We start from the raw sequence: 21605 nt of genomic DNA, 5'->3' as shown, positions 1-21605 counted from the left end.
ACGCCCTTCGGGCTCGCAATGACAAATTAATCAACTAATTTATCAAGTTGTTTATATAACTCTTCCAAAGTTCCGTTATTATTTATAGTAATATCAGCTTGTTTCATTAAATCTGGAATATAAATTTCTGTTTCCGCTTTGTGCTCTGCTTGAAATTGCTCCCAAGTTTTTTCTTTATCATCAGAATTCTCTCCTCTGGCTCTTAATCTTTCATAACGCACCTTAGCATCTACTTCTATAGCTATCATTTTAAAACCAGAAATTTTTTTAAGATATTCTATATCAGCTGGACGACGCATTCCATCTATAACTATCATCTCAGCCTGAGAATTTTTAACATCCTCCGATATTACTTTAGCCATTAAGTCTTGACCAAAGGCCTCTCTTAATACTGGAGATATAATTTGAAAATTCTCCCTAGATTGAGGCAAATATAATCTATCTAATATATCTCTGAGCATAGTAGAAAAACGAAAAGTATCAGCATTATATTTGCTTGCAAAATATTTAGCAGCTGTACCTTTGCCACAAGCTATTAATCCAGTAAATCCTAAAATTATTTTTTCTTGTTTCATTGTTTTATTATTTTTTTTCAGTCATACCTTCATAAGTCTGCATTTCATCATCATATATGACATCCAACTCTATACCTGCTTGCTTCAAAATATCTTGTCCACCCTGATGATAGTGTCTTTCAGCTACTACTCGCTTGATACCACAATTGACAAGGAGCATACAGCAGACAACACAAGGTACCATACGACAATAAACAGTCGCCCCTTCTATAGACACTCCCCTTTTGGCAGCTTGGCAAATTAGATTTTGCTCAGCATGAATGGTGCGTACACAGTGATTACTGACTGTACCATCGCCATGGTCTACTTTTTTTATCAAATGACCAACTTCATCACAATCAGGCAATCCTTTTGGTGCGCCGACGTAACCTGTTACCAAAATTTGGTTGTCTTTGACAGCAATTGAACCACTTCTACCGCGACTGCAAGTCGCACGCTTGGAAGCAGTTCTAGCCATTTCCATAAAATATTCATCCCAAGTTGGACGGACATATTTTTCTTCCTTGTTATTGTCTAGGCCTCCGGCCTTCTTTTCTTCTGCCATATAGGTTTATTTTAAAATTTCTAAAATTTTATTATTAATTATTTTGTTGTTAGTAATCAAAAAAGTATTATTTTCATCATCCTTATCTGGATTACCAGCCAAATCTGATATATATGCTCCGGCTTCTTTGGCAATCAATTTGCCCGCCAAAAAATCATGAATATCTAAATTGTTGTGAAGTATTGCCTCTATCTTGCCGGAAGCTAACATACAAAAATCAATTCCTACCGACCAATTAAAACATAATCGTTTAATATCTGATTTGATAATTTTTTGAGTCCAGTCGGCATCCAAATCTTTGTCATGCTCATAACCCCAAACTACTCCAATTGATATGTCTTGAATATTTTCTTTATCGTTGACCAATATCTTTTTTCCGTTTAAAAAAGCGCCCTGGCCTTTGATAGCATAATAGCTCAAATCCAAAATAGGCTGATAAACTAGCCCAAAAATTGTTTCATTATTTTTTTGCAAAGCAATGATAACCGAAAAATTGGGAATGCCAAGTACAAAATTGTTTGAAGCATCTAGTGGATCCACTACAAAAGTATATTCTGATCCATTGTCAGTATTACCATCTTCTTCAGAGTGTATATTGTAGTCTGGAAAATCTTCTTTGAGTATTTTTAAAATAACTTGTTCTGATTCTGTGTCGGCCTTGGTTCTGATATCAGCTGGAATAGTTTTTTGTTCAATATCCAAATTTTGCCCAAAATAGTGCTTCAAAACTTGGCCGCCGGCCTGGGCTGCCTCAATTATTTTTTGATATTTTTCTTCCATACTTGTCTTCTTATTTTAGCAAAATAAGCTAGATTGTTCAAATCAACCTCCGAGGTTACTTTCTTAACTAATATTAGCTAAAACCAGCACCTTTTTATAAAAAGGTGCTGGTTAAATTTTCTTGAGTAATTTTTCTTTATTTTTGTAATCCGGGACAGTCTGAGCAACTAATTGCCAAAAAGCCTTGGAATGATTCATCTGAGACAAATGGCACAATTCGTGGACTATTATATAATCTGCCAAATCAGGTGGAATAAGTGTTAAACGATAATTAAAATTAAGATTTTTATCTGACGAGCAGGAGCCCCAGCGGCTTTTTTGGTTTCTAATTGCAATCCTATTTATCTTAAAACCATAAAACTGATTAAAATAATCAAGCCGACTTTTCACCAATTCTCGAGTAATTTTTTTATATTTTTTTAGCTCGGCCTCACTGTGTTTGATACCCATGACACTAGCTCTGTTTTTTACTTTGGCCAAGCCATTATCTATCCATAAAACACGACTGTGCAAAAACCTGTTTATCAAAAAAATTGGATAAGATAATGGAGCCGTCAAAACCAAAGACCCGTCATGCTCAATAGACAACCTGACATATCTGACACGCCAACGTCGACGCAGTGTATATGAATACTCACAGTCATTTATATTTATTTTTCTTTGTTCTGTTCTAATAGACATAAATTTTCTTCCAAAGTAAGCTGTCCGGCGCTGGTATAAGCTCTGACTAATCCTCCGGTGCCTAATAAAGTACCGCCAAAATATCTAACTACTACTAATAGACAATTCATTACACCTTTATTTTTGAGAAGCGACAAAAGCGGTGGTCCGGCCGATCCCACTGGCTCACGGTCATTGTCAAATTTTTCACGGAGCACCCCATTTTCTTTTAATCTATAGGCATAGACAGTATGAACCGAGCCTTTGTATTTTCCTTCAAAGCTATCAAGAATTTCTTTTACTTTATCAACTGACTCTACATAAAAGCAAAAGCCCAAGAATCTAGATTTCTTGGCTTCTACCTGAGACTCTTTTTCTCCAATTATTTTTTGCATTATTGCTCGTCTACTATTTTGTGTTTTTTGTCCTTTTTTTTGGACGAACACCACCAGTGCCAGCACTCATCTTTATTCTGGTTTTTATTCATCAGACTAAATCCTACGACTATCAAAATGACTGACCAAAAGTAACCCCAAAAATCACCACTAATAATGCCCATTTCCTGAAAAAGAAATAAAACACCTAAAATTACTAATATAAATCCAAACATATTTTTAAAATTAATATTTAATAAGCTTTTAAGATATTAAAATAATCAAAATCTCTAGTAAAGAGCAACATCCCAATATATAATAATGCCGCAAAAGTAATGATTACTCCCAAAAATACAGCTATAGAAACCAATATCTTTTTTTGCCCTTCGTCCATAAGATAATTATAGCAAATTTTTGAGTCATTGACACCCCAAAAGTACTCGTTATATAATAAACATGGTGGTTGACGAAAGCCCGCCATAGACCTGGTTGACAATCACGTTACCAGAAATTTGGTACATCTAGACACGGCCGACACGGCTGTCCGTGCCAAAAAACTGCTTGGGATGCCACAATCTCAAACAGCACGGGAAGCTCTAGAACCAATGTCTGCGGACCAAAGGGTCACACCCAGAGCTGTAGCTAAGGCGGAGAGAAGCGCCTCTCCAAACAAATTAGAAAGGCCGCCTGCTCTCAGAGAGGCAATAAGTCCATTCTAAAAAACGGGGGAATTGACCCCAACGTGCCGAAGCTCAGACGCCTGGATTGCCTCAATCCAGTATAGTGCATGGCGCAAATCAGTGCCTCACTAGTCGTGGTAGCAGCCACCATTCATCGTAGACGGGGCCACCGCTCAGCGCGTGGCCCCTAATTTTTTTTGACAAAAAATGACTGCCTAGAGGCTACCTGTCAGTAGAAATGACTATTCTCAGCAAGGAGGGGCGCTAAGAAATAATCAAAACTGACAAATAGCCTGCAAACAGCCAACTAAAAGATATAATAAATTAACAAAAAAAATTTTCTCTGTCAATGTCAAAGTCCTGTCAGGGGAAAGGCTAAATATTTGTTTTTCTTGGATATTGTCGCCATATTACACTTCACGGGCTCTTTGAAAAGATCAAATTCCATGCTACTCTATATATAGAGTAGAGCGCTTGTTTACTCGCAAATTTCATATCACTAAAAAAGATCAATGTCAGTTTTGGCCAAAAATAAAGAAGCTTATTTTAGTTTCAAAATTGTAGAAGAATTTGAAGCTGGTTTAGTATTGACCGGCCAAGAGGTAAAATCTGTAAAAAGCGGCCACTTAAGTCTAAAAGGTTCTTTTGTTTCCATCAAAAATGGTCAAGCTTACCTAAAAAAGGCTCATATACCAGCCTATTCCAAAGCTTTGGCCAGTAGCCTCAAAAATTATAACCCTGATCGTGATCGCCAACTCCTACTAAATAAGAAAGAAATTGGATATTTATCCAACAAAACCAACGAAAAGGGCTTGACAATTATACCTGTTTCAGTGTATACTACGCGAAGGTTAATTAAGGTAAAAATCGCCTTGGTTAAAGGAAAAAAGAAATTTGACAAGCGAGAAGATATCAAAAAACGTGATATCAAAAGGAATATCCTTAGAAAATTAAAAAATTTTTAATTTGAGGGGATGTTATATATTTGATGTCAAATGAAAAAATATACGGCAAGTGGAGCTATGATCTCCTAAAACATCATCAAAATAAGTGCAAAAAACACTTTTGCGAGAGTCAAAGCATTGTTTACAATGCCTCAGCTTTCCACAGTTGTAGCATAAATTTGCAACAACCATCTCACTTTGACTGCCTAGAATCAATTTGAGGTGTCATTTTACTAGGCTAGGGAAAGCTATCGTTGGAGTGGCCTACCCAAAAACATTCCCAACTGGACATTTGGTTTTTTGCCAATTTTAGAGCCAAGTGTCGAGACAACAAAACTGGCTAAGCTTGTAGAAGTATGTTTGGAAATTTGTCAGACAGGGGCGTAATACCCCTCATCTCCACCAGTTGAAAAAATCCCTAAAGGATTTGATCAAAACCAATAGATAATTATTAAAATAAAATTATAAGAGCACGAAGACCACAAGGCTTTAAAGACACCACCAAAAAATTTCGACGCAATGACAGAATCAGAGTACCGCAAGTAATGGTCATTGACGAAAATGGTGAGCAGCTAGGCATCATGGATACTTTAGATGCGCTTGATTTGGCTACCAATCGGGGATTTGACCTAGTAGAAGTATCTCCATTAGCCAATCCTCCGGTTTGTAAAATCATAGATTACGGAAAATTCCAATATCAGCAAAGTCGTAGTTCACAAAAAGCCAAAAAAGTTGATACCAAAGGTATTAGATTGTCGCTGAGCATAGGTCAGCATGATTTGGAAGTCAAACAAAAACAGGTCAATAAATTTTTGAGCAAAGGGCACAATGTCCAGATTGAACTAAGATTAAGAGGACGCGAAAGAGCCTTCCGTGCTAAAGCTCTGCAAGTAATAAAAGACTTTTTAGAGAAAATAGAAGTAGAATACAAGATGGATAAAAATATCCAACAACAAGGATCTATAATATCTGCCTTGATCAGTAAAAAATAATCTCTCGACTTTGCTCGAGACAAAAAGTATTATGAAACTCAAAACCAAGAAAATTCTCAAAAAAAGAGTAAAACTAACTGGCAAGAAAAAAGTGTTTATCAGAACCGGTGGTCAAGATCATTTTAATGCTCGCGAATCTTCGAAAGTTACCAAAAATAAAAGACGCGACAAAGAATTATCTTCAGTTAACACCAAAACTGTTAAAAAGCTTTTACCTTATCTATAAATCAGTCAGATAACTTTAAACTTTAAACTAACATATGCCAAGAGTAAAACGAGGTACAATCCACAGCAAACGCAGAAAGAATATCCTTAAGAAAACCAAAGGTTATAATTGGGGTCGCAAATCCAAAATCAAACAAGCCCAAGAAGCAATACTTCATGCTGGCAAAAATAGTTTGAGAGACCGACGTAAGAAAAAAAGAGTGAATCGTCGCTTGTGGCAAACCAAATTGAATGCTGCTTTACGCGAACTTGATTGGACATATTCCAAATTTATTGATGCTCTAAAAAAGAACAACTGTGAACTAGATAGAAAGATATTGTCTGAAATTGCTGAGAAAGAACCAAAAATATTTAAGAATATTGTAGAGTCTCTAAAATAAATAAAAATCCCGGTGAAATTCCGGGGTTTTTTTTATTTGATAAATTTTAAAATTTTTTCAGGCGGATGTACCTTATAAAACCAAATACCCAGATAAACCCCCAAAGAGTCTATGACAACGTCCTTGGGGCTGCCCACTCTACCACTTACAAAGGACTGATGAAGTTCGTCTATCAGAGCATAAGATACACCTGCTATTATAACAAATAAAAGATAAATCCTCTCTTTGCTGTCCAAACTGGAAGCTACTAAATATGTCAAAATAAAAAATACAAAAATATGGGCTATTTTTCTAAACACAAAATCATAGCTATGAGGTAAACCACTAGATAAATCAGGTGTAGATGAAAGATAATAAATCAAAGCTCCCCATAAAGCCGCTAAAAGCAAAAATAATAGTTGCTTTTTTTGTTTGCTTGAAATCATAAATATATTATAACAAAACTCTGGTAAATAAAATAGCCCGCGCTAAGTCGCTTTAGGCGACTTAGCGCGGGCCAACAAACTACCTCACAATCCGCAACTCTTGGAGTTGCTTGAGATAATCCCTTGCTTCCTTCTTGGCTCGCATCACCACATTGAGACCCACCACCCTAAGGACAAGAGTCACGATGTGACTCTTGAACTCCACTTTGGGATGAGGTGCCTTGTGGGCAAGCCATCTCCTGAAAGTCCGCCAGTTGCTGACCAAATAGATGTCAGCAGTCTGCCAGAGGTTGTAACCCTTGGGCATAGCTTCCAGCATCACTGCCGCATGCAGCTCCCAAGGTTTCATCAGCTTAGGGAAAAATACAGTGTGATGTCCGTCATACTTCTCCCAGTCATTGTGGATTATTCTACCTTCTCTCTTGAGGCGTGTCCTAAGTGGCGAACCTGGCAAAGGCATCAACACCAAAAATTGATTGGTGTCTATCCTCCATCTGATAGCCGCCTGGACAGTACGTTTGACTGTGTCAAGCGTATCATGATCAAAACCAAGCACCCACATAGCATGGACAGAGATTCCACACTTATGGAAATTGGCTGTCTGTTCTTCCATACGGGAGAAATCCAGCTTGCCACCAGTGGCTTTGGCATTGTCCGGATTGATAGACTCGTAGCCAATGTAGACCCGGTCAAAACCGGCCATGGTCATGACTTCAAGCACCTCGGGATGATCAGCCAAGGCCAGACGAACCTGACCAGAATAGACCCCTTCCAGCCCCCAGTCAATAATCATCTGACAGAGATTACGCAGACGATCATGACCAAAGGCTATCACTAGCCCGTCGTCGTTTTTCAAGTCAGCAGCGATGTTGTCATCGCCAAAGAAGATGGGTACATTACCATATACCCGACGATAGTAAGCAATGTCCCTCATCACCTTTTCCGGCGAACGGGAGCGGTATCTGGCTCCATGCATTGCCCATTCTGAGCAAAACTCGCAGTTGTGGTCACAGCCCTCCGATGTGATCAAAGTGATAAACCGGGGTTTGTAACCACGAATCAGTCCAAGGTCAGGCGTCGGCCAAGTATCAGGATGAACCTGCTCCGGCATCCCCGTCTTGTGCATCTGACTGCCGATCTTGAAAGCCAAGCCTCCGATCTGAGAAAGACTGATCAAATCATCAGCCGACAGCCTGCCGGGTTCTGTAAGCGACTGAAACCAGCCTAGCCACTGGAAAAAGCTTCGGTCAGCCCAGTGACGAAAGACATAGTCTATGCCATTGTCGAGCGCCTCCTGACACTCAAAGGTAAAGTGTGGACCACCACCCAAAATCGGTACCCGTGGGTTCATTTTTCTGATTTGTCTGGCCAACTGATAAGACCGCGGCGCAGTAGAGGTGGTGGAAGAGATCATGACCACATCAGCACAAGCCACATATCCCCAATCGATTTGAGAACTACGCAGCTCTTCACAGAAAATGAAGCAACTATGCCCCAAATTCTGGGCTTGAGTGAGCAGTCTAGGCAGGCCAATCCTAGGGGTATAGGCCTGAGTGAAAATGTGCAGTCCAGGAGCTCGGGGTTCAATCGCTACGATCAACATGACTAGTACCTCGTTTCTTTGTTTTAGGTTTTCTATTGCCAAACAACAATTAACCTTATAAATTTACTACCATAAGCATAAAATATCAAGCAAAACCCCGGCCGCGCTTTGCGCGGCCGGGATTAAAAAAAATATTTTATTCTATTATTTACTCTCTTCTACTTTTCTCTGAGCACTATCTAGCGCCCCTTGAAGCATTGACTGAAGATTATTTTCTACCAAAAATTCTGCCCTATCGCCTTCTCCAAGTTTTTTATATTTAGCTGAAAGCTCTTCATAGCCGACTTGCCAATTTTCTATCACCTTACCGTCTGCGCCAGACAAAACTACGATTTTCATAACTCGTTTGTAAGCATCCGCGCCTGGAAATTCTTCAGTTGCTTTTTCACTATCTAGCTCATCAATAGCTTTTTGAGCCAAATCAATCACCTCTTGGGTAGACAAAGCATCTTCCTGCTCTACTTGAGATTGTTCCATTGTTTCCATTGCCATATATCTTTTGGGTTAATTATAAAAAATTATTCTTTTCTTTCTTTCAAAATTTTATCTCTATACTCATGCGCCAGTAGCTCTAGCTTTTTTTCATTGATCTCATAGCTTTTACCACGCAGTTTGAGTCTGACTTCTCTTTTGCCATTGTCATCTGTTGCAACCTCTATTTCAAAACTTTCTCCTGGTTTGATGGCATCTCCCATATCTTCCAATGTCTTAAAATCATCAACTATGGCCAACAAAAATGGTTCCAATTTTGGTCCGTGAGTAATATTTACCAATCTTATTTCCGTATTATTTAAAAATTTTTCTGTCATACCTACTTCTCTGGCTACCCGATAAGCGATCTGAGTAGCTACTTCATGAGGAGTGTCTACTCCCTCTTTTTGACACAACTCACTATTGTCCAGATAATATTGAATTATCAAATCATAAGCTGACCTTTTTGAACCATCGCCTATTTGTTGTTGAGCCCACTCCTTGGCCAAAGGCATGATTTTTTTAAATTCTTCTACTGTATCCAATTCTTGAGCCAATTTGACCTTAAACTCATTGCCTTCTTTTTGAGAACTGTCTTTAGTCAATCCTTCTGGCAAATTGGATAATTTTTTGTTTACTACATTTACAGCCCCTTCAGAAAATATATCAGCTGATTGCATTTGCAAATCAACTGTCTCCTGAGCTCTTTGTTTTGGTGAAGCATAAGCAGCGACATTGGCTTCATCAATACCTCTACCTCTATTAGCGGCGTTTTGTTTACCTGTCTCTGTCAGATAATCTGCACTCATACCCTCTGGAGTTTTTCCGGGCTCTTCATGACGTCCAAATTCTAATACTGCACGAACATTAAGGCCATATTTTTTATCGACATTTTCCTTACCAGATTCAAAAGTTGTTTTAAAAGGATTTTCCATAATTTTATTTATCAATTAATAAATTATAAAGTTGTAATCGGTCTAGACTGGACTATATAAAATTTATTTTTTTCCATAGCCCACTCTATATCACAAGGAAAAGCGTAGTGTTTTTCAATACCCACACAAATCTTGGATAGTTCCAATATCTGAGCACCTGATAATTTTTGATCATCGCGTTTGTCAGCTGGTACATTAGTAAATTTATTTCCTTTTGGAGTATAAATAATATATTTTTCCTGACTAGCCACATTGATATCCATAATAGATAAATCCGTCTTGTCTATCACATAAGCATCGGGGGTAATCATACCAGATACTATTGCTTCTCCCAAGCCAAAACCAGCTTCTATCACCATCTGTTTTCTATCTTCAGTGACAGGATGGACTGTAAAAGTAATACCAGACACTTCGGACTGAACCATTTTTTGTATTACTACAGCTACAGATACTTTACTATCCTGCAATCCTTTTTCAAAACGATAAAAAATAGCCCGTGGGGTAAATAATGATGACCAACACATCTTTACCTTATTAAGCAGGTCTTTTTCTGTAGTATTGAGATAGCTTTCCAGCTCTCCTGCCCAGGAGGCAATAGACGAATCTTCAGCCGTAGCTGACGAGCGGACAGCCACAAATTTGGCACCTAGTTTTTTAAATTCCGCTTCTACACTTTTGGCGATATCATCAGGAAATTTGGCATCTCTTATCAAATCACGAATTTTTAGAGAAGCTTTTTCTACGGAATTTATATCTTCATGTTTGACTTCTTTTTTGATAATATGATCTATTTCTACATTTAAATCTGTTTCCTCCAAAAATTTTTCAAATGAATCGGCTAGCACGACAAAGCCTGGCGGTACTGGTATCCCTGCCTTGGTCATTTCACCGAGTGATGCGCCCTTACCTCCGGCCAAAGATACATCTTTTTTGTCTAATTTATTAAAATTTCTTACAAATTCCATAATGTTGATATTTTAAATTAAGTTTAATATATACAAAACAAAAAGTCCACCAACTATTTTGTCTGGTGGACAATATTAATTTTCCCATGAGTAGCATCAACCGCCACCAAATCTCCATCTTTTAGAACCTTAGTGGCAATACGAGTGCCTATTACACAAGGTATACCAAGCTCACGAGATACGATAGCCGCATGACAAGTAATACCCCCTACATCTGTGATAATAGCCGATGCCTTCTTGATAGCCGGCACCAAATCCGGATTAGTAGCAATAGAGACCAAGATATTGCCCTCTTCCATTTTTTTCATATCTGATACTACATTTATAAGTTTTATTTCTCCCTGAGCCCTACCAGGAGAAGCACAATCGCCCTCCAGTATTTTGATATCTTTTATTTCCTCTTTGATTATATTAAATCCTGACAAAAACTTTTTTGCCTCGTCGCCAGTCAACATTTTGTCATCCCGCTCCATATCTCCGGTAGAATAATGTAAACTAAATTTATATCTATCATTGAGCTTGGCAGCACTAAATTTGTCTTCCAAAAGTAGATACTTGAACTCAAATGGATGCATAAATCTGACTTGGTTGACTGATAGATAATAACGTCTTCCAATTTCACGATAAAGATTTTCTGAGACCTGATAGCTATAAAACATTGATTCTTTGCGGCTACCCTTGGTAAAAATAATACCGCGAGCTACCTTGAATAAATCTTGGTGATTTTTATCTATCTTAAGTACTCTGACAAATTCCGTCTGTTTATTTTTAGTATTTATTTTTTCCTTTTCCAGTTTGTCCAAGAGCTCTGACGGCTCAGCTTTTTGTCGGGCCAAACTACCTAATATGTCTACAAAATAATCCTTAGCCCAGCCTGGACCGGTGGTACCATAACCAAGAAAAGAATATTTTGCCACGTGGTTATTTATCAGGCTGTCTAATTTTTTATCCAAGTTGACCAAATCTTTAACTATAATTCTGACCTCAGTTTCTTTAAAATATTTTTCTACTTTTGGCTTAGACAAAATATAGCTTAAAATTTTCAGTAAATCCTTATATTCTATAGTTGGCAAACCATCTTTTGTTGGCGTAGTCATCACAGAAAATACTTCTCCCAAAGTATATTTGGTATTTTTTATTTTATCTTTTAAATATTTCATCAAATATTTAGAAAAAAGGTTGTCCCCAAAATCAGCGACCGTTTGAATCCAATGAAAAATATGCAAATTTGTGTAGACATTATTATAATAATAATCAAAAACTTTAAATAATTCCTTGTTGGATAGCTTAGCCAAATTCATTTTTTCCAAATCCTTGGTTGCTTTGATTAGTTTTTGCTCTTCCAAATATAAATCATCCACATATCTTTGGCCCCATTCGGGGCTTTCTTTACATTTATCCAGAACTTCCCGAGACAAAGCATCAAATTCAGTTTTGATAACTAATAGATTATTCATATTGTCATCAAAAATATTTAAAAGCTTGGAAAGTTTATTTTTCAACCCCCGTCTTTTGAAAAAATCGTTAGCAATTTTCACATTCCAGACAACTGACACCATCATAGGATAATAGTTTGGTATTTCTTCCAGTGACATCCATTCTTCTCCGCTACTCTTTTTATATTTAGTAAATATTTTTTTTAAACCAACATAAAAATCATTATCCTTATTAAGCTTAAAAAATTTACGATGATTCTTGGTCTCTGCCAACAAAAAACCACCTTCTAGTAAATTGGCTAACTCTTTATGCACATTAGCTGGATCCAGCTTAGTATTATTTATAATCTGTTGGGCATAAAAACTCTTATCTTGATTTTGAAAAAATAAAGACAAAATAGCTAGTCTGGTTTTTGAGTTTATTATTTTTTCTAACATATACTAAAAATATATTTAAATATATATTGATATATATCAAAATATAGTAAAAATGTCAATATGTATAGTAAAAAATACTACATACCCCCTACTTGGTCTATATTATACCAAATAGTGGTCCATAAAAATTATTTTAAAATATTTTTTGCTTTTCTTACATCTTCCTCTATATTGGCCACCAACTTATCTTTATTATAAAATTTTTCTACATCACGCAACTTGGCAATAAAACGAAAAGAAATCTCAGACGATATATTATCAATATGCCCGTCTAAAACATAAGCCTCAAGCGAAGGTTTTTTTTCTTTAAATGTAGGTATAGCTCCATAATGAAAAGCTGCTTTGTATTGTTTGTTCTCTATCATCAAATAGCCACAATAAATACCATAAGAGTGTTCAAACCCTTTAGGTATATTCATATTGATAGTTGGAAATCCTATCCTATGCCCCCTGCCCGCACCGCTGACAATCCGAGATTTATACAACTTATCAAAAGATGTGTTTTGTCTAGCTACCATATACATAGCCAAGAGTAAAATAACAGCCGCTAAATATTGGCTGGCTTGAAGAAAATTTTTGTACAATATTATATCTATCAAAACTGCTACCAAAGGAAAAGTCAGTTCTAAAATTGTAGATACTTTTACTTGGGTATTTTTGAGGCCTTTATAATAAATCCATAGAGCCAACATACCGGTTGATAGGGCAATCACTACAAACCTCAAAAATTGACTGTCGGTCGGTGCTCCCAGAGAAGAAGTGCTACCCAATATAAAAACAAATACCAAAGACAAAATAGAAGTCAGTAAAAATCTCAAGCCCGTTATCAAAGTATTGGAATGACGCAACAATAGAAATCTGGAAAAAGCAGTAGATGAGCCCCAGGCAAAAGCTGCTCCCAAAGCAAACAAGGCCGCTATAGCTGTGCCCTGGCCAGTTTGTAAATTTATATTACCACTAGGAAAAGTCACAAAATATGCAGCTACCAAAGCCGCCAAAGCCCAGGCAATGTATCTGGTAGTTATTTTCTCTTTTAAAAATACCACCGCAAAAAACATAGCAAAAATAGGTTGTAATTTCTGCAATAAAAATACTACCGAAAAAGAAATAAAATTTGTCTTAGTCAATGCTGTAGTAAACCACAAAGTGCCTAATACTCCTGACAATAGAGATACTAAAAATAAAGCTCCCCATTCTTTTTTGGTAAAGCTAATAGTTTTGATTTTAGGTAAAAGCCAAAAAGATAAAATGGCCAAACCAATTATATGTTCATAAAATACTACTATAATTGGTGGTAAGTCAAACAAAGAACGGCGCAACACACCGTCTAGACCCCACAACAGGGCGGCAAAAAATATAAAATAGGGACCGAATTTTTTTAAATTTTTCATAGTACTATTATTTTATCTTAAAATAGACTAAGGGACAATAACGCAAAGCCCTAGTAAACCTTGACTAAAATATGTAAATAGTGTATACTTTTTTTCGTAAATCAAGTTATATGGGGTCGTAGTTCAGTTGGTTAGAACGTCTGCCTGTCACGCAGAAGGTCGAGGGTTCGAGTCCCTTCGATCCCGCCACTCGATTCGCATTTTGCTTCGCAAAAGCTCACTCGTAATCTACGGCGTTTTTAACGCCTCCGACCATTTTATTATTAGAATAAAGTGTCTCAAGCGACTCCGAGTTTATCGAGGAGGAGTTGAATGGCCTAACCTGCTAGCACAATAACATTAAAAAAGATCTATCAAAAAGGATAAAAAAGATAAATTTGTAACTGGTCAGTCTCGCTATTGTCAAAGCTGCGGAAAAGAATCTCATCAATTGGTGGAAGTCACCAAAAGCGGACAAAGAAGCAGCCAATTAAAATATTGTCCTGACTGTGCCAAACAATACAACAAAAAATAGAACATTTTTTTGTTATGAAAACTAAATAAATATAAAAATATTTTATATCGCCTATTTGGCGATTTTTTGATACCTATTTATTTTAGTATTTTATCAGACATATGTCTGAGGTAGAAAAATGAAATAATAGCCGCGCTCCAGGTAATAGCAAATATACCCCACCAAATACCAACTATGCCCAAGCCTAAAGCTGTTGATAAAAAATAAAAAACAATCGGCGGACTTAGCAACTGCCTATATATACCTATCCAAATAGCATAAAAAGGTTTTTTTAGTCCCTGCAAAAGTGAAGTAGAAATAAATAAGAAAGTGTAAGCTACATAAGCAAATATTGAAATATGTAAATAAGTGACACCGTGTTCTATAATACTAGCCTCTTTGGTAAAGACACTCATTAAAACTCTAGCCAATATAAAAACCAAAAACCCACCAATCAGGCCAACCACTGCCCCATACTTGGTGGTTTTTTTGATTACTTCTCGACAACGATCATATTGCTTGGCACCATTATTTTGACCAATCAAAGACAAGGCCGCCACATTGACACCAATGGCCGGCAAAAGTGCAATCTGATCTATACGAGTGGCAATACCATAGGCAGCTACAGCCTCTGAGCCGTACTTACTGATAAAATAAGTAATAATAAAAATACCTAAGGCCACAGTCATCATATTTAAGCTAGCTGGAAAGCCTTGCTTTGATATTTCAAAAATATATTTTTTTTGGGGTCTTATCATCTTTAGGCAGTCTTTACAAAAAACTCCCGTCTTGGAAACTCTCCAAAACATATAAACAACACTAATAAACTGAATAAAAACCGTAGCCACAGCTACTCCCCTAAGACCCATAGCTGGCAGACCAAAACCGCCAAACATAAACCAAGGATCAAACAAAAGATTTAGTACAAAACCAACAATCAAAATGTTTCTAAAAGTCTTGGTGTCGCCTTGTGAGTTCAATATACCATTTAATATAAAATTGAGGAGAAAAAATATTGCTCCATAAAATATAATATTTATATAAGAAACTGCTAAATCCAAATATTGACCACTAGCCCCTAAAATACCAAACAGCCATGGTGCTAAAAATAATCCCAAGAAACTTAAAGCCACAGCCACCATCACTGAAAAACTAATCGCCTGAATAGCATAATATTTGGCGCTTTGAGAATCGTCCTCTCCCGAAGCATGAGCAATTAGAGCGGTTGCTCCGGTAGAAATACCCGAACCCATAGCAATAATAATAAAAAACACAGGGAAAGATAAAGATAAAGCGGCCAAAGCTTCGGTAGACACAAAGCCAGCATAATAAGTATCTACTACGTTATACATAGTATTGAAGAAAAAACCTATACTAGCTGGCATAGCAATGTTGCGTATAAGCTTTGGTATAGGTTCAGTGACCAAATCTCTATTTATATTCATATATATAAGAAAATAAAAATTAAAAATATGCAAATATAATATCACTTAATAAGACATAAAACAACCTGCCGAGGCCTATCGCCAGAGGAGATATTTTTTGATATACTCAAATTACTTAATATTAATTAAATAATATGAAAAAATTTACTATTATTCTACTTTTTGCTCTTGGTTTTGTCGTCATAAGCGCGCTTATATACAACTTTCTGCCTAGCAAACTAGAGCCTATCCAAATCCCGGGAAATATAAATGGTAACCAGAATATTGCATTAAAAGAGGGCTTTTCTGCCAAAAATACATCTTATATCATAGACGGGCAAAAAATTACCCTAATAAATGGCCAAGCGAGTGAGGGAAAGATTAAAATTTTTGATGAGGAGGCTGGTCCTGATCTTGATTTTGACGCCAAAGATGACACAGTAGTAATATTAACCCAAGACAATGATGGTAGCAGCACATTTTATTATGCAGCCGTAGCTTTAAATACTGAACAAGGATATATTGGTACAAACGGCATATTATTGGGTGATCGTATTGTTCCGCAAAATATAAGCTTCAAAGAAAATCTTATTATAGTAAATTATGCTGATAGACTCCCCGAAGACCCTATGACTACGCCGCCTACAGTCGGTACTTCCAAATACCTAGCTGTAGAAAATAACTCTTTGATAGAAATACCATACCAAAATGAAAATATAATATTAAAAACTCCAACCTTAGGTTCAGTAATCTCATCCCCTTTGACTATCAGTGGATTAGCCAGAGGAGCTTGGTATTTTGAAGCCAGCTTCCCTCTCATCCTAGTAGACTGGGACGGCAAAATCATCGCCGAGAGCTACGCTACTGCCAAAGACGACTGGATGACCGAGGATTTTGTCGAATTTGAGGGGCAGATTACTTTTGATCAGCCCGAATACGGTAGTCGAGGTGCTTTAATCTTAAAAAAAGACAACCCGTCGGGTCTACCTGAGTATGATGAAGCTTTGGAAATTCCAATATTTTTCAAATAGCCAAATTCCCCTATTTTTGCTATAATATATGGAGACTAAATAATTAATCCCAACAATAAAAATTGGTGGGGTAGAAAGGAAAAGTACTATGAAAGCATTGCATATGCTAGCTTTTCTCCTACTAGTAGTCGGCGGACTAAATTGGCTTCTAGTGGGTATATTAGGCTGGGATGTAGGACAACTCTTTGGTGGACAAGAGGCCATGGTATCTAGAATTATCTATGTACTAGTTGGTCTGGCAGCTTTATGGGAAATTTTTACACACAAAGCAAATTGTAAAATGTGTGAACAAAAAGTCCAAAAAGAAATGCCTGCAAACGGAAATCCAAACATGTAATATTCTCTTAAAAAGAAAAAGTCCCTTGTCAGGGACTTTTTCTTTTTCACCAAAATATTTTAAAATCTTCTATTATCTCTTCCAAAATCTTTTCTTGGTGGTTTGTTTTTGCGATAGCAATCTCTGCAGAAGATTGGTCTATCACCATCTGGTTCAAATGGCAATTGAGTAATCTCAGTACCGCAGTCAGAACATTGCCAGTTTCCTTGAACCTTCGGTCCTTGACCGAAATTTTGTTGGTCGTCCATCTAGATGACTTTCTGTATTTTGTCTATATAAAAATTAAACAAAATACTCTTAATTATTAGCTATTTTAGCTTATCATACCCTATTTCTTTTATCAATATGTATATAATAAACAAAAAATAATACAAAAATAAAACCCCACAAACTAATCATCTGCGGGAGACGCATTCCAAAAACAACCGGTGTTTCATCAATACGGACAAACTCCATAAAAAATCTAATCACAAAATAACCAGCAAAATAAAGGAGCGTAACAGTACCTTTTTTAAATCTTTTTTTCCAAAGAAAATAACGTAGGACAAAAAATAAACAAAGATTTAAAATAAATTCGTACAAAAAAGCTGGATGAAAATAATTAAAATATTCATAACCAATCACTCTGTTTACTCTAGCTATAGCTATACCCCAAGAAACAGGTTGTCCATAAAGCTCTTGATTAAAAAAATTCCCCCAACGGCCAAAAGATTGTCCTAGAGCTACAGCTGGCACCACTGCATCAGTCAGTTGCCAAAAACTTATTTTGTTTTTTCTGGCCCAAAAAACAGCTGTCATCAAGCCAAAAAGTAATGCTCCTTGTATAGACAATCCGCCATGCCACACTTTGATAATATCCTGAGGATTTTGTAAATAATAAGAAAAATTAAAAAAAACAACATGCCCAAAACGAGCACCAAATAATCCAAAAATTATCAACCAAAAAGCCAAGTCTTCAAACTGTTCTTTATTTATTAAGGATTTTTTAAGTAAATATTTTCTAGCCACATAGCTGGCCGAAATTATGGCTATGACCAAAATCAGACCATAAAAACGAATGCTAATCGGTCCAAATGATACTAATATAGGATAAGGAAAATAATTTTGCCAAAAATACATTTTATTTTTGTGATGATACTATATAACCTATAATTTGCTCCCAGAGATCATAAGAAATAGTGCCCGGCAACATATTGCCATTTATAACATAAGTAGGTGTGCCTTCAACTCCAAACTCAACACCCTCGGCATAATCCTGTCTTATCTCCTGACTATATTTTTGACTATTCAGACATTCATCAAACTGTTTACTATCCAAGCTCAGTTCTTTGGCATAAGTTTTTAAATCAGCTATCTTAAAATCATTTTGATTCTCAAAAAGTTTTGCCCCATACTCCCAGTATCTATCCTGCTCAAAAGCACAACTGGCCGCCAGATGAGCCTCAAAAACTCCCGGATGTATTCCTTCTGTGGGAAAATCTCGAACCGTAAATCGTACAATCGGAGAAAATCTCTCAATCATGCTTTTGATATTGACCTGATCCTCTTTACAAAATGGACAACCAAAGGATTCGTAGACAACTACATTTACAATTGGCTCCTCTGCTCCTAACCACGGGTCATCATCAGTCAAAATATCAGCCGCCAATTTTTGACTAGCTAGATAATCCTCACCAGTCATCCATATGCCTAGCTCTGGATTAAATATCTCCCCTTTGTTGATATGAGATAGCTGACCAATTACTTTGATGGCCATAAAAATCGCCAATATAAAACTGATAATCAATAAAACAAAAATTGTCTTGACCCAACCTCTCTTGTACCAAGGCCTATAGTAGCTGTGGGCAACTGCATCAGCTACCCTTTCTTTTATTTTTCCGGTTGCCATATATTTTTAATTTTACCCAGTTAAATAAAATTTGAGTTTCTCAAATTTTAAATTTAAATCATGACTATACTATATTATATACTATTCTACTAGATTATATAAATATTTATTTTTATTTAAATTTATTTAACTGGGTGAATTTTTCTATATAATTTCCCAATTTAAATAAATTTGATTCCTTAAAAGGAGCAGCTAGTAATTGCAGGCCAATAGGTAAATTATCTTTATCTTCAGCAATCGGCATAGCTAAGCCGCAAATACCAGCGATATTAGCCCCGACTGTAAATATATCTGCCAGATATAAAGATAAGGGGTCATTTATTTTTTCTCCCAGTTTAAAAGCTGTGCTCGGTGTAACAGGTGTAAGCAGTACGTCCACCTCATCAAAAGCTTTGGCAAAATCATTTTTTATCAAAGTCCTGACTTTTTGAGCTTTCTTATAATAAGCATCATAATATCCAGCTGACAAAACAAAAGTACCAAGTATTATCCTTCTCTTTACTTCTGCTCCAAAACCCTGACTGCGCACAGTCTTATACCAATGATCCAGTGTCATTTCCTTGTCAGGACGAAGGCCATACAAAATACCATCATAACGAGCCAAATTGGAGCTCACTTCAGCCGGCACTATTAGATAGTAAGCGGCCAGTGCATAATCAGTATAAGGCAAGCTTACTTGCTTAATTTGAAAACCTTCTTTTTCCAAAACTTTTATCTTGGCCTCTATTGCCTGTTTTATTTCTTTGTCCAGATGATCAGAAAAATATTCTTTAGGAACTCCGATTCTCAGACTTTTTACATCCTTTTCTATGTCAGCAATGTAATCATCCGCCTCTTGTCTGGAACTGGTAGCATCCAGCTCATCAAACCCGGCCATAGCTTGCAAAAGATAAGCACTGTCTTTGACTGTATTGGAAAACGGCCCAATCTGATCCAAAGAAGAAGTCATTGCTATCAAACCATAGCGTGATATCCGACCATAGCTTGGTTTGAGGCCAACCACACCACAAAAAGCTGCCGGCTGCCGAACTGACCCTCCAGTATCTGTCCCCAGTGATATTGGCGCCAGATTGGCAGCTATAGCCGCCGCTGAACCACCAGATGAGCCACCAGGCACCCTGGTTTTGTCTCGTGGATTCAAAACTGGTCCATAAGCAGAATTTTCATTGGAAGTACCCATGGCAAATTCATCACAGTTGGTTTTGCCCAAGATAACTACAGACTGCTTCTGTAGTTTTTGAATAGCTGTCGCTGTATAAGTAGCCTGATAATCTGCCAGCATCTTGGAACCGGCTGTAGTTTGACTACCTTTTACCAAAATCACATCTTTGACAGCAATGGGCAGACCTGTAAATAAACTGGCTTTACCTTGCTTTATTTTTTTATCCGCTTCTTTGGCTTCACTGATTGCCTGTTCATTTATCGAAATAAAAGAATTGGTATCATCTTTTTTGATCTGTTCCAAATAGGCTGTGGTTATTTCTTCACTAGAAAAATCCCCAGCATCAAGACCTTTGCGAATTTTATCTATTGTAAGTTTATCCAAATTTATCTTAGGCATATTGAATTTGTCGAAATATTATTTTTCAAAAACATTAGGCGCCAAAACATAATCACCTTCCAAACGACCAGCCTGAGAAATAATACTTTTATCAGACTCCACTACCCTATCAGGCCTTGGTCCATTGTCCAGATCTACCGCTCCACTCAAGCTTTCTTTGATGTTTTCCAAATCAAGCTGATTTACTTTTTCTATATAAGACAAAATATCTTCCAACTGCTCATTGTAAGTCTTTAATTCCTCTGGACTGAGCTCCAATTTGGCCAAATCAGCTAAATGAAGCAAATCTTTTTCCTCAAATTTCACCTTGTTAAAAATTTAATTTGTTAAATATTATCTAAGCCCAGTTATTATTATACTTTGTTATAAAAATTATGTCTTGTAAATTTCTAAACCTGTCTTTACATTTTATAACAAATCTATGCTATTAGTCTACCTTTTTATCCAATTGTCAATTCGTAATATATATATAGTGTAAATAGAATGAGCATTATAGTCTGAAAAATAAATAAAGCCAGATTGATTAACCACCAATAGATAATACCCACCGTATGATAATGCCAGACTATAGGCAAAAGTACCAATCCTGACAATAAAATGCTTAGATAATAATCTCTTGGCAAGCCAGCAAACCACTTTTTGTGCCACCAAATATGATCACCGGAAAATGTCTTGAGAGGATGATAAGGATTGAGCACAAACCATAAAAAATCCCATAAAACCACAAAAATAAAAAAGAAAGAAATAGTCCTCAACCAATTGAACATAGAAGGAGCCATACCAAAGACATAAGGCAAATGTAAAATCAAAAATACAAAACTAAACATAGTAATATGATAGCCAGTCACTTCCCTATCACTCATAAATTTTTTGTAAATCCTTATAAAAAAGTTATTACCTTTGGGACGCCAAGTAGGCAAATTTTTTGCCCAGCCGTTTGGACCCTCAATCTGTATTTCCAAAATTGCCAAAACAGTGGCCAAGACAAAAATATAAATATTAGTAATAATTAATTCTCTCATTTTTATTTACCCTGTCAAATAATTTTTAAGC

At 36.5% G+C, this 21605-nt stretch carries 27 protein-coding genes, 1 tRNA gene and 1 other RNA gene; 8 read left to right on the top strand and 21 right to left on the bottom strand.

What is annotated here, in order from left to right; translation table 11 throughout:
• Nucleotides 1-26: 26 nt before the first annotated feature.
• The 7 genes from KKH39_02670 to KKH39_02640 form a co-directional block, all read right to left on the bottom strand.
• Nucleotides 27-575, bottom strand: a complete 549-nt coding sequence (locus KKH39_02670) for an AAA family ATPase (protein MBU1202919.1) — start codon at nt 573-575, stop codon at nt 27-29.
• A gap of 7 nt (nt 576-582) precedes the next feature.
• Entirely contained in the window at nt 583-1119 is a 537-nt protein-coding gene (locus KKH39_02665) for a cytidine/deoxycytidylate deaminase family protein (protein ID MBU1202918.1), read from the bottom strand.
• 6 nt (nt 1120-1125) lie between these two features.
• The gene (locus tag KKH39_02660; GenBank protein MBU1202917.1) at nt 1126-1899 is read right to left on the bottom strand and encodes an inositol monophosphatase; all 774 of its coding nucleotides are present in this window, start codon (nt 1897-1899) and stop codon (nt 1126-1128) included.
• A 111-nt stretch (nt 1900-2010) separates the two neighbouring features.
• Complete coding sequence (locus KKH39_02655; protein MBU1202916.1) at nt 2011-2580, bottom strand: M48 family metallopeptidase; 570 nt, start codon at nt 2578-2580, stop codon at nt 2011-2013.
• Nucleotides 2550-2954 carry a YigZ family protein gene (locus tag KKH39_02650; protein ID MBU1202915.1) on the bottom strand — a complete coding sequence of 135 codons (405 nt, stop codon included), beginning with the start codon at nt 2952-2954 and terminating at the stop codon, nt 2550-2552. Before KKH39_02650 ends, KKH39_02655 begins: the two co-directional genes overlap by 31 nt.
• Complete coding sequence (locus tag KKH39_02645; protein MBU1202914.1) at nt 2954-3169, bottom strand: hypothetical protein; 216 nt, start codon at nt 3167-3169, stop codon at nt 2954-2956. The genes KKH39_02650 and KKH39_02645 overlap by 1 nt, the downstream gene beginning before the upstream one ends.
• Nucleotides 3170-3186: 17 nt before the next feature.
• Nucleotides 3187-3327, bottom strand: coding sequence for a hypothetical protein (locus KKH39_02640; protein ID MBU1202913.1), 141 nt, complete (start codon nt 3325-3327; stop codon nt 3187-3189).
• 798 nt (nt 3328-4125) lie between these two features.
• Here KKH39_02640 and smpB point away from each other — a divergent pair.
• The 5 genes from smpB to rplT all read left to right on the top strand — a co-directional run bounded on the left by smpB (nt 4126) and on the right by rplT (nt 6154).
• Nucleotides 4126-4578, top strand: coding sequence for an SsrA-binding protein SmpB (gene smpB, locus KKH39_02635; GenBank protein ID MBU1202912.1), 453 nt, complete (start codon nt 4126-4128; stop codon nt 4576-4578).
• Nucleotides 4579-4583: 5 nt separating this feature from the next.
• Nucleotides 4584-4962: a transfer-messenger RNA gene (gene ssrA / locus KKH39_02630) on the top strand.
• Nucleotides 4963-5102: 140 nt separating this feature from the next.
• Entirely contained in the window at nt 5103-5549 is a 447-nt protein-coding gene (gene infC / locus KKH39_02625) for a translation initiation factor IF-3 (GenBank protein MBU1202911.1), read from the top strand.
• A 31-nt stretch (nt 5550-5580) separates the two neighbouring features.
• A complete protein-coding gene (locus KKH39_02620) occupies nt 5581-5775 on the top strand; it encodes a 50S ribosomal protein L35 (GenBank protein ID MBU1202910.1) in 195 nt (64 codons plus the stop codon).
• Between the two features lie 34 nt (nt 5776-5809).
• Complete coding sequence (rplT, locus tag KKH39_02615) at nt 5810-6154, top strand: 50S ribosomal protein L20 (GenBank protein ID MBU1202909.1); 345 nt, start codon at nt 5810-5812, stop codon at nt 6152-6154.
• A gap of 32 nt (nt 6155-6186) precedes the next feature.
• Here the strand turns inward: rplT and KKH39_02610 are convergent, their stop codons facing one another.
• From KKH39_02610 to KKH39_02580, 7 genes are all read right to left on the bottom strand, one after another.
• Nucleotides 6187-6579 carry a VanZ family protein gene (locus KKH39_02610; GenBank protein ID MBU1202908.1) on the bottom strand — a complete coding sequence of 131 codons (393 nt, stop codon included), beginning with the start codon at nt 6577-6579 and terminating at the stop codon, nt 6187-6189.
• Between the two features lie 79 nt (nt 6580-6658).
• Nucleotides 6659-8182 carry a B12-binding domain-containing radical SAM protein gene (locus tag KKH39_02605; GenBank protein MBU1202907.1) on the bottom strand — a complete coding sequence of 508 codons (1524 nt, stop codon included), beginning with the start codon at nt 8180-8182 and terminating at the stop codon, nt 6659-6661.
• A gap of 144 nt (nt 8183-8326) precedes the next feature.
• Complete coding sequence (locus KKH39_02600; GenBank protein MBU1202906.1) at nt 8327-8674, bottom strand: hypothetical protein; 348 nt, start codon at nt 8672-8674, stop codon at nt 8327-8329.
• A 26-nt stretch (nt 8675-8700) separates the two neighbouring features.
• Nucleotides 8701-9588, bottom strand: coding sequence for a histidine phosphatase family protein (locus tag KKH39_02595; protein ID MBU1202905.1), 888 nt, complete (start codon nt 9586-9588; stop codon nt 8701-8703).
• Between the two features lie 23 nt (nt 9589-9611).
• Entirely contained in the window at nt 9612-10553 is a 942-nt protein-coding gene (locus KKH39_02590; GenBank protein MBU1202904.1) for a hypothetical protein, read from the bottom strand.
• Nucleotides 10554-10606: 53 nt separating this feature from the next.
• Nucleotides 10607-11854, bottom strand: coding sequence for a hypothetical protein (locus tag KKH39_02585; GenBank protein MBU1202903.1), 1248 nt, complete (start codon nt 11852-11854; stop codon nt 10607-10609).
• Nucleotides 11855-12555: 701 nt separating this feature from the next.
• A complete protein-coding gene (locus tag KKH39_02580; protein MBU1202902.1) occupies nt 12556-13818 on the bottom strand; it encodes an EamA family transporter in 1263 nt (420 codons plus the stop codon).
• Nucleotides 13819-13930: 112 nt separating this feature from the next.
• On the opposite strand from KKH39_02580, the gene KKH39_02575 reads away from it, so the two are divergent.
• Nucleotides 13931-14007: transfer RNA gene (locus KKH39_02575), tRNA-Asp, on the top strand.
• A 402-nt stretch (nt 14008-14409) separates the two neighbouring features.
• On the opposite strand, the gene KKH39_02570 is transcribed toward KKH39_02575, so the two are convergent.
• Complete coding sequence (locus tag KKH39_02570) at nt 14410-15756, bottom strand: MATE family efflux transporter (protein ID MBU1202901.1); 1347 nt, start codon at nt 15754-15756, stop codon at nt 14410-14412.
• 134 nt (nt 15757-15890) lie between these two features.
• On the opposite strand from KKH39_02570, the gene KKH39_02565 reads away from it, so the two are divergent.
• Both KKH39_02565 and KKH39_02560 read left to right on the top strand, forming a co-directional pair.
• Nucleotides 15891-16766, top strand: coding sequence for a Gmad2 immunoglobulin-like domain-containing protein (locus tag KKH39_02565; GenBank protein MBU1202900.1), 876 nt, complete (start codon nt 15891-15893; stop codon nt 16764-16766).
• An 88-nt stretch (nt 16767-16854) separates the two neighbouring features.
• Nucleotides 16855-17103: a DUF378 domain-containing protein gene (locus KKH39_02560; protein MBU1202899.1), complete on the top strand. Its 249-nt coding sequence runs from the start codon at nt 16855-16857 to the stop codon at nt 17101-17103.
• Nucleotides 17104-17162: 59 nt separating this feature from the next.
• On the opposite strand, the gene KKH39_02555 is transcribed toward KKH39_02560, so the two are convergent.
• From KKH39_02555 to KKH39_02530, 6 genes are all read right to left on the bottom strand, one after another.
• Nucleotides 17163-17351 (bottom strand): hypothetical protein, encoded by a 189-nt coding sequence (locus tag KKH39_02555; GenBank protein ID MBU1202898.1) that lies wholly within the window; start codon nt 17349-17351, stop codon nt 17163-17165.
• A gap of 73 nt (nt 17352-17424) precedes the next feature.
• Entirely contained in the window at nt 17425-18222 is a 798-nt protein-coding gene (gene lgt, locus KKH39_02550) for a prolipoprotein diacylglyceryl transferase (GenBank protein MBU1202897.1), read from the bottom strand.
• A 1-nt stretch (nt 18223) separates the two neighbouring features.
• A complete protein-coding gene (locus KKH39_02545) occupies nt 18224-18991 on the bottom strand; it encodes a DsbA family protein (protein ID MBU1202896.1) in 768 nt (255 codons plus the stop codon).
• 112 nt (nt 18992-19103) lie between these two features.
• Nucleotides 19104-20543 carry an Asp-tRNA(Asn)/Glu-tRNA(Gln) amidotransferase subunit GatA gene (gatA, locus tag KKH39_02540; protein MBU1202895.1) on the bottom strand — a complete coding sequence of 480 codons (1440 nt, stop codon included), beginning with the start codon at nt 20541-20543 and terminating at the stop codon, nt 19104-19106.
• A gap of 27 nt (nt 20544-20570) precedes the next feature.
• Nucleotides 20571-20858, bottom strand: a complete 288-nt coding sequence (gene gatC, locus KKH39_02535; protein MBU1202894.1) for an Asp-tRNA(Asn)/Glu-tRNA(Gln) amidotransferase subunit GatC — start codon at nt 20856-20858, stop codon at nt 20571-20573.
• 134 nt (nt 20859-20992) lie between these two features.
• Nucleotides 20993-21574 (bottom strand): hypothetical protein, encoded by a 582-nt coding sequence (locus KKH39_02530; GenBank protein MBU1202893.1) that lies wholly within the window; start codon nt 21572-21574, stop codon nt 20993-20995.
• Nucleotides 21575-21605 lie beyond the last annotated feature (31 nt).

This window comes from Patescibacteria group bacterium (assembly GCA_018819405.1).
GTDB lineage: Bacteria > Patescibacteriota > Patescibacteriia > UBA1558 > GWA2-36-10 > XYD1-37-29.
The sequence above is the reverse complement of the archived record's forward strand: the minus strand, read 5'-3'. Positions and strand labels throughout refer to the sequence as shown.